General features: G+C 73.7%; 10 protein-coding genes. 7 read left to right on the top strand and 3 right to left on the bottom strand.

The annotated features are described in order from the left end of the window. Position 1 precedes the first annotated feature (1 nt). Entirely contained in the window at positions 2-2089 is a 2088-nt protein-coding gene (locus IH44_RS0116785) for a bifunctional polysaccharide deacetylase/glycosyltransferase family 2 protein (RefSeq protein ID WP_051816989.1), read from the bottom strand. A gap of 94 nt (positions 2090-2183) precedes the next feature. Continuing rightward, positions 2184-2678: a hypothetical protein gene (locus IH44_RS0116780; RefSeq protein WP_030460379.1), complete on the bottom strand. Its 495-nt coding sequence runs from the start codon at positions 2676-2678 to the stop codon at positions 2184-2186. Positions 2679-3079: 401 nt separating this feature from the next. Between IH44_RS0116780 and IH44_RS0116775 the strand changes: the two genes are divergently transcribed. Continuing rightward, entirely contained in the window at positions 3080-4051 is a 972-nt protein-coding gene (locus IH44_RS0116775; RefSeq protein ID WP_157852348.1) for a glycoside hydrolase family 16 protein, read from the top strand. 68 nt (positions 4052-4119) lie between these two features. Here the strand turns inward: IH44_RS0116775 and IH44_RS0116770 are convergent, their stop codons facing one another. Further along, entirely contained in the window at positions 4120-5253 is a 1134-nt protein-coding gene (locus IH44_RS0116770; RefSeq protein WP_035955357.1) for an esterase family protein, read from the bottom strand. A gap of 237 nt (positions 5254-5490) precedes the next feature. Here IH44_RS0116770 and IH44_RS0116765 point away from each other — a divergent pair, with 237 nt between their 5' ends. The 6 genes from IH44_RS0116765 (at position 5491) to IH44_RS0116740 (ending at position 13462) form a co-directional block, all read left to right on the top strand. Beyond that, positions 5491-6585 (top strand): ROK family glucokinase, encoded by a 1095-nt coding sequence (locus IH44_RS0116765; RefSeq protein ID WP_030460376.1) that lies wholly within the window; start codon positions 5491-5493, stop codon positions 6583-6585. 537 nt (positions 6586-7122) lie between these two features. Next, positions 7123-8919: a gamma-glutamyltransferase gene (ggt, locus tag IH44_RS0116760; RefSeq protein WP_030460375.1), complete on the top strand. Its 1797-nt coding sequence runs from the start codon at positions 7123-7125 to the stop codon at positions 8917-8919. 112 nt (positions 8920-9031) lie between these two features. Further along, positions 9032-9835: an exodeoxyribonuclease III gene (locus IH44_RS0116755; RefSeq protein ID WP_030460374.1), complete on the top strand. Its 804-nt coding sequence runs from the start codon at positions 9032-9034 to the stop codon at positions 9833-9835. Between the two features lie 131 nt (positions 9836-9966). Further along, the gene (locus IH44_RS0116750; RefSeq protein ID WP_030460373.1) at positions 9967-10494 is read left to right on the top strand and encodes a PadR family transcriptional regulator; all 528 of its coding nucleotides are present in this window, start codon (positions 9967-9969) and stop codon (positions 10492-10494) included. After that, on the top strand, positions 10491-11177 hold the full coding sequence (locus IH44_RS0116745; RefSeq protein WP_030460372.1) for an ABC transporter ATP-binding protein: 687 nt from the start codon (positions 10491-10493) through the stop codon (positions 11175-11177). Before IH44_RS0116750 ends, IH44_RS0116745 begins: the two co-directional genes overlap by 4 nt. Next, entirely contained in the window at positions 11174-13462 is a 2289-nt protein-coding gene (locus IH44_RS0116740) for an ABC transporter permease (RefSeq protein WP_030460371.1), read from the top strand. The genes IH44_RS0116745 and IH44_RS0116740 overlap by 4 nt, the downstream gene beginning before the upstream one ends. Positions 13463-13631 lie beyond the last annotated feature (169 nt).

Raw genomic sequence — 13631 nt, 5'->3', positions numbered from 1 at the left:
GTCAGCCCTCCACCGGTGCGGCGGCGACCTCGCCGGTGCGCCGGAGCTTCTGCCAGCGCAGCCGGCCACCGGTGAACGCGGTGATCGTGGACTGCAACAGGACGATGTACATCAACTGCCGGTAGACCACCTGCTGCAGCGGCAGGCTGATCAGGTGCCAGGGCTTCTCCCGGTCGAGCCGGAAGGCGTACCAGGACAGCACCGACTGGAGCAGGATGAAGCCGCCCCAGCTGGCCAGGGTGATCGGGGTGTCGCCGAACAGCACCCCGTACAGCAGGAACAGGTCGACCAGCGGGGCCAGCAGCGGGGCGACCACGCCGAACATCACCACCAGCGGCAGGCCGATCCGGCCGAACCGGCCGGCCGGGCCGCGGGCGGTCACCGCCCGGCGGTGCTTCCACATCGCCTGCATGGAGCCGTAGCTCCAGCGGTAGCGCTGCGACCACAGCTGCTGGAGGCTGGCGGGCGCCTCGGTCCAGGCGCGGGCGCGCTCGGCGTAGACGATCCGCCAGCCCGCGCTGAGCACCGCCATGGTGATGTCGGTGTCCTCGGCGAGGGTGTCGTCGCTCATCCCGCCGACCTCGCGCAGCGCCTCCCGGCGGAAGGCGCCGACCGCGCCGGGGATGGTCGGGATGACGTTGAGCACGTCGTACATCCGGCGGTCCAGGTTGTGGCCCAGCACGTACTCGATGTGCTGCCAGGCGCCGATCAGGCTGTCCCGGTTGCCGACCTTGGCGTTGCCCGCGACCGCGCCGATCTTCGGGTCGGCGAAGGGCTGCACCAGCTCGCGCACGGTGGACGGCTCGAAGACGGTGTCGCCGTCCATCATCACCACGATGTCGTGGGCGGCGGCCGCGACGCCGGCGTTCAGCGCGCTCGGCTTGCCGCCGTTGACCTTGCGGATCAGCCGGACGAACGGCAGGTCCATCTCCTCGACGATGTCCGCGGTGCCGTCCGTGGAACCGTCGTCGATGACGATCACTTCGATCGGGTAGTCGCTCGCGGCCAGCGAGTTGAGGGTGTTGGCGATGCACTCGCGCTCGTTGTAGGCCGGGACCAGCACGGTGACCGGCTCGGTGACCGGGTCGCCCCAGGCGCCCTGCCTCCTGGAGCGGCGGGCGTGCACCGGTGCCAGGACGACCATCAGCGCGAACCGGCCGAAGTTGAGGAAGCCGACCAGCGCCAGCAGGGCGACCAGCACCGGCAGGGTGACCACGGCGACCTTGCTGGCCCAGATGAACACCTTGCCCGCCCACAGCTGGTAGCCGTGCACCGGCACCATGGCGCTGGGCGCGCCGAGCGCGTCGGAGATGGTGGTGAACCGGTAGCCCTCGCCCTGCAGCTTGACGATGATCTGCTCGAGCGCCTCGACGGTCTCCGAGCGGTCGCCGCCCGCGTCGTGCAGCAGGATCAGCTCGCCCGCGCCGGGCTTGGCGGGCATCGCCGCCTTGACGATCTCCTCGACGCCGGGGCGCTTCCAGTCGTCGGTGTCGCGGTCGATGAACGCGGTCAGGTAGCCGTGCGCGCCCACGTACTTGATGACCGGGTAGTTCCAGTCGTCCATCGCGGAGGCGTCGGAGGAGTACGGCGGCCGGAACAGCGAGCTGTGCACGCCCGCGACGCCGGCCAGCGCGAGCTGGGTCTGGGCCAGCTCCCAGCTGATCCGGGCGTGCGACTGGTAGGCCAGGTCGGGGTGGGTGAAGGTGTGCAGGCCGATCTCGTGGCCGTCCGCGACGATCTTCCGGATCAGGTCGGGGTTGCGGGTGGTCATCGAGCCGGTGACGAAGAAGTCGGCCCGGACCTGGTGGTCCTCCAGCACCTTGAGGATCTTCGGGGTCCACTCCGGGGAGGGGCCGTCGTCGAAGCTCAGCACCACGGTCCTGTCCGGGATCCGGTAGCTGACCGGCTCCGCCTTCTTGTCGCGCGCGTCGATCACCGGGCCGCCCTTGAGCAGGTCCTCGGGCACGGTGGTCTTGTCGACGGACTGCGCGATCCGGGTGTCGTGGAACACCTCGTTGGTGGCCAGGCCGCGCAGCACGAGGAGCACGAGCAGGCACGCCAGCAGGGACAGCGGCATGAAGAACCGCAGCGGCGGCGCGGCCAGTCGGCGCGGCCTGAGCAGGGACTGCCGGCGGCGCTGGTGGCGGGACAAGGGCGCTCCTGGAGATGGGCGGTGCGGACGGTCAGGGCTGCTTGGGCGACGTGCCGGTCGGCGTCGACCCGGGCTGCCCGGCGGTGGACTTCGCGCCGGTGGTCCTGGTGCCGGTGGCCTTGGTGCCGGCCGGTTTCGACGGGGTGCCGCTGGGGCGCACGGCCGTCCGGGAGGAGGTCGCCGAGGGCGAGGGCGACTCGGCGGCCGTCGGCGACGCGGCGGGGGAGGGCGACACCGGGGCCTGCGCGGCCGGCGACTGGGCGGGCTGCGGGGGGATCACCAGCGGCGGGGCGTCGGCCTGCATGCCGATCAGGCTGCCGCCCATGGCGACCGCCAGCACCGCGCCCACCAGCGAGACCGGCCAGCCCAGTCCGCGCAGCAGCCGGCCGCGCAGGCCGGACTGGTCGACGAACACCGGCTCGGGCGGCGGTTCCCCGAAGTCCTCGGGGTCCTCGAACTCCTCGAACTCCCGGGGGCCGTGGGGCTCCAGGAAGTCCCGGTACCTCTCGAACCGGTCGTCGGGCACGGCGGGCTCCGCCGGGTACGCCGGTCCGGGTCCGGGGGGAGGAGTCGTGGCAGGGCGCACCTTGCGGGGCCCCTTTCAGTGCAGGGTTACGGGGGACGCGGGAGCGTAGGCCGAACGCTAGTCCACCGGTCCGAACGGAATGGGAACCGATGTCCCGGTTTGGTGCGATCTGACGCGGTGTTGTAATCGGATCGAGATGACCGTTGCACTGGCGCCGTGCACAAGCGTGTACGGAGCGGTGACCTTGGCTCATGTCCGTCAGGACCGGGCCCCCGCCCGGGGAGGCGCCCTTGCGCCCCCCGTTAAGATGACCGCTTCGTACGATCGGTCGTCCGGCCCCCCGCGCAGCGGGCGCCCCGGACGTTCCGCCACCGGCCCGCCGCCACGCCCAAGGAGCCCGTGTGAGCCAGCCCCGCCGCGTCCCCCGTTCCCGCGCGTGGAGGGTGCTCGCGCTGCCGGCCCTGGTGTGCGTGCTTGCCGCCTGCTCCAGCAGCCCGGCCCCCGGCGGCTCCCGGGCCGCCGCGGACGGGAAGTCCGCCTCCGGCGCCGCCGCGTCGCCGTCCCCGACGCCGACCGGCCCGCCCGGCACGATGTTCGACACCTTCCACTACACCGGCGCCGACGACCCCGAACTGGCCGCCCACGGCTGGGCGGTCCGGGACGGCGCGGGCGGCCCGGGCATCAAGGACAGCTGGTCCACCACCGGCGCCGCCTTCCCCGAGGACGCCGACGCCCAGGGCGGCCGGGTGCTCAAGCTGAGCTCGTCCACCGACGGCACCAAGCAGGGCACCAAGCAGGTCGAGGTGCACAGCACCGGCGCCAACCTGCTCAACGGCACCTTCGCGGCCCGGGTCTACCTCGCCGACAAGCCCGCCGCCGGCCGCACCGGCGACCACGTCGTGCAGACCTTCTTCCCGATCTCCCCCGAGGACTCCTCGGCGAACTACAGCGAACTCGACTACGAGTACATGCCCAACGGCGGCTGGGGCTCGGTGGGCCCGCAGCTGGACACCACCAGCTGGTTCAAGTCCGACCCGCCGGACCGGGTCACCCACGCGCTGAAGAAGAACCTCGGCGGCTGGCACCTGATGATGATCACCGCGATGGACGGCAAGGTCACCTACTCGCTGGACGGCAAGGACCTGTTCACCAGCACCGGCAAGTACGTGCCGCGCGAGAAGATGGACATCCACTTCAGCAACTGGTTCATCGACCTGATGCCCTCGATCGCCGGGCAGCGCAGCTGGGACATGAAGGTCAACTGGTTCTACTACAAGGCCGACCAGGCCGTCTCGCAGGCCGACGTGCAGAAGACCGTCGACGGCTTCTACGCCGCGGGCACCGGCTACGTCAACACGCTGCCGAAGTCCTGACCGCCCGTCAGGACACGACGAGGGGGGTGCGGGCTTCCGGGCCCGCACCCCCCTCGTCGCGTCCGCGGTCAGTGCCCGGCGGCCGGGATGACCGAGGTCAGCCAGGTGAACACGCCCGGGACCATCGGCTTCCAGACGTCGCTGCTGTGCGCGCCGGTGGTCTCCTGCACGGTCACCGTGGTCGGGGCCTTGGCGGCCGCCTTCAGCGCCTCGCCCGCCTCCAGGCCGTCGCCCTTGTTGCCGCTGACGTACAGCGCGGTCTTCGGCGGGGTCTTGGCGGACTTCAGGATGTTCAGCGGGTTGGAGACCTCGCGCAGGTGCGGGTCCTTGGCGGTCAGCGACTTGTCCTCGATGCCCGGGTCGTTGTACCCGGACAGGCTGACCCCGGCCCGGTAGCGGTCCGGGTGCTCCAGGGCGAGCTTGGCCGCGCAGTGCGCGCCCGCCGAGTAGCCGGCCACCGCCCAGCGGTCGGCGGCCGGGTCGACGCGGAAGTTGTCCAGCACCATCTGCGGCACGTCCCGCGACAGCCAGGTGTCCGCGTTGACCTTGCCGGGGACGTCCGCGCAGCCGGTGTCGGTGTTGTCGCCCAGCAGGTTGGTGCGCGGCGAGATCAGGATGAACGGGGAGACCTGCCCGCTCTGCATCATCGGCTTCAGCTGCTCGGAGACCTTCAGGGTGCCGAACCAGGTCTTCGAGGAGCCCGGCCAGCCCGGCAGCAGCTCCACCACCGGGAAGGTCTTGTCCTTGTACGCCGGGTCGTTGTACTGCGGCGGCAGCCAGACCAGCACCTCGCCGTCCACGCCGGACACCTGGCCCTTGAGGTCGGTGGTCTGCACGTCGTTCGGCACCTTCGGGTCGCCGACCGGCTTGAACTGCTGGATCACCTTGGGCCGCTGGGCGTCGTTGCCCGGCGTGCCCGCCGCCCCGCCGTCGGCCTGCGCCTGCACGTTCGGCACCGCGCGGACGTGGTTGCCGGTGCCCAGCAGGTCGTCCCAGCTGCCGTAGATCAGGTTGGCGTTGTTGACCATGACGAAGACCATCATGACGGCGGTGAGCTGGCAGAAGAGCAGCATCACGATCCTGGACAGCGCCTGGACGGGCCGCGGACCCCGCACCCGGCCCCACAGCAGCAGGGCCACCGTGATCGAGATCGGCACCAGCACGATCGTGAGGAGGAGGAACGGGGTGCCTGTCAGCTGCATCGGGGTCTCTCGAATCGGGTCGTCCGGCCGTCCGGGGCACGGTCCCCCGGTTCACGCATCACACTTGTCAGACTGCGTCATACACGCGATCAGTTGCTGTCGACACTCGCGAAAACCTGAGAGGAACATCACGTTTTCGTGAGAATCCGCTGTGCGTTCTGCGCTCAGTCTGCCAGTTCGTCCACAGCCCTCCGCCACCGGACCGCAACCTTTACCCAATCAAGGAGCATTCGTTCCGTGACCCGCGCCAACGGCCCCGCCCGCCCCGTCCTGCCCAACCTGCTGGGCCTCGGCCCCCGCGCCGAACGCCGCCGCCGCACCCTGCCCGCCGGGTTGCTCCGGCTCCCCACCGTCGGCGTGGACATCGGCGGCACCAAAGTGGTCGCGGGCGTCGTCGACGGCGAGGGCAACGTCGTGGACCGGCTGCGCACCGAGACCCCCGACAAGAGCAAGAGCCCCAAGGTGGTCGAGGACGTCATCGTCGACCTGGTCCTCCAACTCGCCGACAAGCACGACGTGCACGCGGTCGGCGTCGGCGCGGCCGGCTGGGTCGACGCCGAGCGCTCCACCGTGCTGTTCGCCCCGCACCTGAACTGGCGCGGCGAGCCCCTGCAGCAGGCGCTCAGCTCCCGGCTGCGCTTCCCGGTGGTGGTGGAGAACGACGCCAACGCCGCCGCCTGGGCCGAGTGGCGCTTCGGCGCCGGCCGGGACGAGGACCACATGGTGATGATCACCCTCGGCACCGGGATCGGCGGCGCCGTGGTCCGCGACGGCCGGGTCGACCGGGGCAAGCACGGCCTGGCGGGCGAGTTCGGCCACATGCAGGTGGTGCCCGGCGGCCACCGCTGCCCGTGCGGCAACCGCGGCTGCTGGGAGCAGTACTCCTCCGGCAACGCGCTGGTCCGCGAGGCCCGCGAACTCGCCGCCGAGGAGTCCCCGGTCGTCCAGCCGCTGCTCGCCCGGGCCGGCGGCACCCCGCTGGGCATCACCGGCCCGCTGGTCACCGAGGCCGCCCGGGACGGCGACGCCGTCGCCGTCGAACTCCTCTACGAGGTCGGCCGCTGGCTCGGCGTCGGCATCGCCAACCTGGCCGCCGCGCTCGACCCCGGCCGCTTCGTCGTCGGCGGCGGCGTCAGCGAGGCCGGCGACCTGCTGCTCGCCCCCGCCCGCGACGCCTTCCGCCGCACCCTCACCGGCCGCGGCTTCCGCCCCGAGGCCGAGATCGTGCACGCCGCCCTCGGCAACGAGGCCGGCCTGGTCGGCGCCGCCGACCTGGCCCGCCAGGTCGCCCGCCGCTTCCGCACCGTCAAACGCCACCGCGTCACCCCCTGACCCCGGCCGCGCCCCGGCCGCCCCCGCCGCCACAGCGGCCACGGGGCCATGGCACCCCGCCCGCTGCGCGGTGCTGTGCCCGCTGGGCGGGGCTTTGCCGCTGCGCGGTGCTGTGCCCGCTGGGCGGGGCTTTGCCGCTGCGCGGTGCTGTGTCCGCTGGGCGGGGTTTTGCCGCTGCGCGGTGCTGTGTCCGCTGGGCGGGGTTTTGCCGCTGCGCGGTGCTGTGCCCGCTGGGCGGGGCTTTGCCGCTGCGCGGGGCTCTGTGGGCTTCCTGCTCGCTCTCGCGCCGCCGGAGGCCGCCGGGTCGGCTCCTGTCTCCGGCCCGGTGGCCTCCGGCGGTGGCGGTCCGCCTGGTGGCCGCCCGGACTCCGTTGCTTCCACAGGTCGCCCCTTTCGCTGCGCTCCGTCCGGCCGGGGTCGTGTTGACGTGGTGTCAACTCTGGGTGAAACGGCTCCGGTTGGCCGAACAGCGGGTTGTCCGGTGCGCGGCGGGTGTGGGACAACGGGGGACCGATGCCGTCCCCCGGGAGGTCGCACATGGGAGTGCTCGCCCGTTTCGTCCCCGCCTTCGCGCTCGTCACCGCCGCGGGCCTGCTGGCGGGTACCGCGCCCGCGCAGGCCGGGCAGGCTCCGCCGGGCAAGCAGCCGGTGGCCACCGGGTGGGGCGGGGCGGTGGCCAGCGTGGACGCCGACGCGACCGCCGCCGGGCTGGAGGTGCTGCGGCGCGGCGGCAACGCGGTGGACGCCGCGGTGGCCACCGCCGCCGCGCTGGGCGTCACCGAGCCCTATTCGGCGGGCATCGGCGGCGGCGGGTACTTCGTCCACTACGACGCCCGCACCGGCCGGGTCGAGACCCTGGACGGGCGGGAGACCGCCTCGCGCGGCGCGGACAGCTCGCTGTTCCTGGAGGGCGGCAAGCCGCTGGCCTTCGACGACGCCGTCACCAGCGGCCTGTCCGTCGGCGTGCCCGGCACCGCCGCGACCTGGGAGCAGGCGCTGCGCCGCTGGGGCAGCCGCAGCCTGGCGGACGTGCTCAAGCCGGCCGAGCGGATCGCCGACCGCGGCTTCACCGTCGACCAGACCTTCCAGGACCAGACCGCCGCCAACCGGGCCCGGTTCCAGGACTTCCCGGCCACCCGCGCGCTGTTCCTGCCGAACGGCCAACTGCCCGCCGTCGGCTCGACCCTGCGCAACCCCGATCTGGCCGCCACCTACCGGGAGCTGGGCCGCCGCGGCACCGACGCGCTGTACCGGGGCCCGATCGGCGCCGACATCGTCCGCACCCTCCAGCACCCGCCGGTCGACCCGGCCTCCGGCCGCACCGCCCGCCCGGGGAAGGTCGACGCCGCCGACCTGGCCGCCTACCGGGTCCGCGCCCAGGACCCGACCCACGTGAACTACCGCGGCCTGGACGTGTACGGCATCGCGCCGTCCTCCTCCGGCGGGACCACCGTCGGCGAGGCGCTGAACGTCCTGGCCGCCAACGGCGCCGCGGGGCTCACCGACCCGGCCGCCTACGACCACCAGTACCTGGAGGCCAGCCGGATCGCCTTCGCCGACCGCAACCGCTGGGTCGGCGACCCGAGCGCCGTCCAGGTGCCGACCCGCCAATTGCTCGACCCCGCCTACGCGAAGGCCCGGGCCTGCCTGGTCGACCCGGACCGCGCGCTGACCAGCCCGCTCGCCCCCGGCGACCCGTACCACCCGGCGCCCTGCGCCGCCGCGGGCCCGGCCGTCGCCGAGCCGTACGAGGGGCAGAGCACCACCCACCTGACCGTCGCCGACCGCTGGGGCAACGTGGTCGCCTACACGCTGACCATCGAGCAGACCGGCGGCAGCGGCATCACCGTCCCCGGCCGCGGCTTCCTGCTCAACAACGAGCTCACCGACTTCGACTTCGCGCCGCTCACCCCCGGCGTCCCCGACCCGAACCTGCCCGGCCCGGCGAAGCGGCCGCGCTCCTCGATCTCGCCGACGATCGTGCTCAAGGACGGCCGGCCCTACCTGGCGCTCGGCTCGCCCGGCGGCGCCACCATCATCACCACCGTGCTGCAGGTGCTGACCGGCCGGGTCGACCGGGGCCTGACGCTGGAACAGGCCATCGCCGCGCCCCGGGCCAGCCAGCGCAACACCGCCGCCACCCAGGCCGAACCCGCCTTCCTGGCCTCGCCCGAGGCGGCGCGGCTCCGGGCGCTCGGCCACGTCTTCACCGCGACCCCGGAGATCGGCGCGGCCACCGGCGTCGAGCGGCTCCCGGACGGCCGCTGGCTGGCGGCCGCCGAACCGGTCCGGCGCGGCGGCGGAGCGGCCGGGGTGGTCGTCCCCGCCCGCTGAGACTGAGCCGCCGTCAGCTGCCGGGCGCTGTCGGCGCCGGACGGTATGTTCGGACGGGGTGCCCGGCCCGCGCCGGGGCCCCGTCCGTCCGCACCGCCGAGGGAAGGCCGCCGTGACCGTCCGCATCGCCACCTGGAACATCAACTCCGTCACCGCCCGGCTGCCCAAGCTGCTGGAGTGGCTGGAGTCCGCCCAGCCGGACGTGCTGTGCCTGCAGGAGCTCAAGTGCGCCGCCGACGCGTTCCCCGCCGAGGCGGTCGCCGAGCTGGGTTATGCCTCCGCCGCACACGGCGACGGCCGGTGGAACGGCGTGGCCCTGCTGTCGAGGATCGGCCTGGAGGACGTGGTCCGCGACCTGCCCGGCCAGCCCGGCTACCTCGCCGAGGACGCGCTGCTGCCGGTGGTCGAGCCGCGCGCCGTCGCCGCGACCTGCGGCCCGGTCCGGGTCTGGTCGGTGTACGTGCCCAACGGCCGCGAGGTCGGCCACGCGCACTACCGCTACAAGCTGGAGTGGATGGCCGCGCTGCGCGACGCCGTCCGGCAGGACGCGGCGGGGGAGCGCCCGTTCGCGGTGCTCGGCGACTTCAACGTCGCCCCCACCGACGAGGACGTCTACGACCTCGCCGCCTTCGAGGGCCTCACCCACGTCACCGCCCCCGAGCGCGACACCCTCGCCGCGCTCCAGGAGGCCGGCCTGCAGGACGTCGTCCCGCGCGCCCTCAAGTACGACCGCCCCTACACCTTCTGGGACTACCGGGCGCTGGCCTTCCCGAAGAACCGCGGCATGCGGATCGACCTGACGTACGCCAACAAGCCCTTCGCGGACGCCGTCACCGACACCTACGTCGACCGCGAGGCCCGCAAGGGCAAGGGCACCTCGGACCACGCCCCGGTGGTGGTCGACCTCGACCTCTGAGGTCCCGTCAGGGGCGGGCCACCCGGCGGCCCGCCCTACCCCCCTGGAGAATTCGCAGGTCAGGGGCTTTTCTGCCCGAGTATTCTCCGAGTGTATAGACGTGGAGTGTACGCCCGGCGTACGATCCGATCATGAGCGTTCCCCTCACCCTGCTCGGGCTCCTCGAACGCGAGCCCAGCCACGGCTACGACCTCAAGCGCGACTACGACGCCTTCTTCGGGCGCGGGAAGCCGCTGCCCTTCGGACAGGTCTACGCGACCCTCGGGCGCCTGGCCCGGGACGGGAAGGTGGTGGTCGGCGACCCCGAGGCCGGCGACGGGCCGGACCGCAAGCGGTACGTGATCACCGAAGCGGGGGCCACCGAGTTCGAGGACTGGCTGCGCGAACCGGTCGCCGCCGAACCCCACCTGCAGACCGTGCTGTTCAGCAAGGTCGTGCTCGCCCTGATGCTCGGCCGCGACGCCGAGCACTACCTCGACACCCAGCGCGCCGCCCACCTGCGGCGGATGCGCGAACTCACCGAGGTCAAGCGCTCCGGCAGCCTGGTCGACGCCCTGCTCGCCGACCACGGCCTGTTCCACCTGGAGTCCGACCTGCGCTGGATCGACCTGACCGCCGCCCGACTCGACGCCCTCGCCGCAGAGGTGAACTCCCGATGACCGCACCCCTGATCGAAGCCCGCGCCGTCACCCTCTCCTTCGGCGAGACCCCGGCCCTGCGCGGCGCCGACCTCGCCGTCGACCCCGGCGAGATCCTCGCCGTGATGGGCCCCTCCGGCTCCGGCAAGTCCACCCTGCTGCACTGCCTGGCCGGCATCCTCGCCCCCGACGGCGGCGAGATCCACTTCGACGGCCGCCGGATCGACGGCCTCGGCGAGCAGGAGCGCAGCGCGCTGCGCCGCGACAGCTTCGGCTTCGTCTTCCAGTTCGGCCAGCTGGTACCGGAGTTGACCGCCGAGGAGAACGTCGCCCTGCCGCTGCTGCTCGGCGGCGCCAAGCGCGCCGACGCCCTGGCCCGGGCCCGCGGCTGGTTCCCCAGGCTCGGCCTGGACGGGCTGGAGGGCCGCCGCTCCGGCGAGCTCTCCGGCGGCCAGGCCCAGCGCGTCGCGCTGGCCCGCGGCCTGGTCGCCGAGCCGCGCGTGCTGTTCGCCGACGAACCCACCGGCGCGCTCGACTCGCTCACCGGCGAACACGTGATGGACCTGCTGGTCGACTCCGCGCGCGCCCAGGGCACCACCGTCGTCCTGGTCACCCACGAGGCCCGGATCGCCGCCTACGCCGACCGCGAGGCCATCGTCCGCGACGGCCGCGCCACCTCGCTGAGCGGACGGGCCGCCGGATGATCCGCCTCGGCCTGCGCCTCGCCGTCAGCGGCGGCCGCGAAGCACTGCTGCGCCTGCTGGTCACCGCCGCCGCCGTCGCCATCGGCGTCGGACTGCTGCTCACCACCCTCGCGGCCGTCAACGCCGTGCACGCCCAGAACGACCGCTACGCCTGGTTCAACACCGGCTTCACGGCCGACGGCCGGACCGCCGCCGGTTCCCCCGCCACCGATCGGGAGGCGGCGGCGGGGGCGGGCGCGGACGGGAAGGCCCCGATGTGGTGGCTGACCCGGCGCGACACCTTCCAGGGCCGGGAGATCGGCCGGGTCGACGTCGCCCTCACCGGCACCGCCGCCGCGCTCGCGCCCGGCGTGGACCGGATGCCCGCCGACGGCGAGTACTACCTGTCGCCCGCCCTGGCCCGGCTGGTCGACGCCACGCCCTCCGAACAGCTCGGCGACCGCTTCGGCGGCCACCGGATCGGCATCCTCGGCAAGGACGCGCTGCCCGCCCCCGACAGCCTGGTCGCCCTGGTCGGCCGGACCCCGCAGGCGCTGCGCGAACTCCCGGACGCCGCCCTGGTCGACCGGATCGCCGCCACCTCGCCCGACCGGTGCGACGACTGCGTGGTCGGCATCAAGTCCAACGGCACCGCGCTGATCCTCACCGTCGCCACCGGCGCGCTGGTCTTCCCGGTGCTGATCCTGATCGGCACCGCGACCCGGCTGACCGCCACCCAGCGCGAACGCCGCTTCGCCGCGATGCGGCTGGTCGGCGCGACGCCCCGGCAGGTCTCGGTGGTCTCCGCCGTCGAGGCCACCGCCGCGGCCGCCGTCGGCATGCTGCTCGGCTTCCTGCCCTTCCTCGCGGTGCGCGGCCAGGTCGCCGGGATGTCGCTGACCGGCGACCGGTTCTTCACCTCCGACCTCACCCTGACGCCGCTGCAGGTCGCCGCCGTCGCCCTGGGCGTCCCGCTGGCCGCGGCCGCGGCCGCCCGGATCGCGCTGCGCCGGGTGCGGATCTCCCCGCTCGGGGTCAGCCGCCGGGTCACCCCGAAGCCGCCCCGCCCCTGGCGGGTGCTGCCGCTGCTGGCCGGACTGGTCGAACTGGCGGCCTTCCTGGTCTGGCACCCGTCCTCGGTCGAGGGCCAGACCCGCGGCTACCTCTCCGCGTTCGGCCTGATCATGCTGGGCCTGGTGCTCTCCGGCCCCTGGCTGACCGGACAGGTGGCCGCCCTGCTGGCCCGGCGCACCCAGCGCCCGGCCACCCTGCTCGCGGTGCGCCGGCTCGCCGACAACCCGACCGCCGGGTTCCGCGCCGTCAGCGGCCTGGTGCTGGCCCTGCTGGTGATGACCGCGACGGTCGGGATCATCACCACGATGACCGCCGAACGCGGACGCCCCGAGGGCGGCCGGCAGTACGACAACGTGCTGGTCAACGACCTCGGCGGCGGCTACACCCCGGACGGGCAGGTCAAGAGCACCGGCCGGCCCGTGCCGCCCGAACTGCTCGACGCCCTGCTCGCGGTCCCGGGCGTGCGCGGCGTGCTGCCGGTGCACCCGATCGGCAAGGTGGTGCCGATCGACGCCGGCGGGGAGACCGAGGCCGCCCAGACGGTGGACTGCCGGCAACTGGAGGCCGTCCAGGTCTTCGGCCACTGCGCGCCCGGCGCGGCGACCGCGTACGTGGCGTACGTCTGGGCCGGCTTCCGCGACTACTCCGCCGTCGCGTGGCCCGCCGCCCCGTACACCGCCGAGCAGGCCGCGGCGCTCCCGGTGGTGAAGGTGGTGGTCGGCACCGACGGCTCGCAGGCCGCCGTCGAGCGGGCCCGCACCATGGTGGACGCCGCCTACCCGGCGACCCGGCAGGCGCTGACCCTGGCGGAGGGGATGAAGCTGTCCGGCAGCGAGCTGAAGGGCTACCAGCAGCTGGCGAACGTGGTGATCCTGGCGACCTTCCCGATCGCGGGCTGCAGCCTGGCGGTCAGCGCCGCCGCCGCGCTCGGCGAGCGCAAGCGGCCGTTCAGCCTGCTGCGGCTGACCGGGGTGCCGCTGTCGATGCTGCGCCGGGTGGTGCTGATGGAGTCCGCCGTCCCGCTGCTGGCGGTCTCGGCGGTGGCGATCGGCGTCGGACTGCTGGCCGCCGACCTGTTCCTGCGCTCGCAGCTCAAGTACACGCTGCACGCCCTCGGCGCGGCCTACTACCTGACGGTCGCCGCCGGGCTCACCGCCGCACTGGCGGTCATCGGCGCGACCCTGCCGCTGCTGCGCCGGATCACCGGGCCGGAGACCGCCCGCAACGAGTAGCCGCCCACGAGTGCCGCGTCAGGCACGAGGTCGTTCGGGCCCGGAGCGCCTGCCGCGCCGACCGGCCCGGGCGGCCTCGAACGGCCGTACGGGTTCGCCGGGCCGGGCGGCACTGCCTAGCGTGGGCGGCAACCAGGAGTAGCGGACCGGTCACCCGTCCGCTGCCCCC

Origin of the sequence: Kitasatospora sp. NRRL B-11411, from assembly GCF_000721345.1 — a bacterium.
In the GTDB taxonomy this organism is placed as follows: domain Bacteria; phylum Actinomycetota; class Actinomycetes; order Streptomycetales; family Streptomycetaceae; genus Kitasatospora; species Kitasatospora cineracea.
The sequence above is the reverse complement of the archived record's forward strand: the minus strand, read 5'-3'. Positions and strand labels throughout refer to the sequence as shown.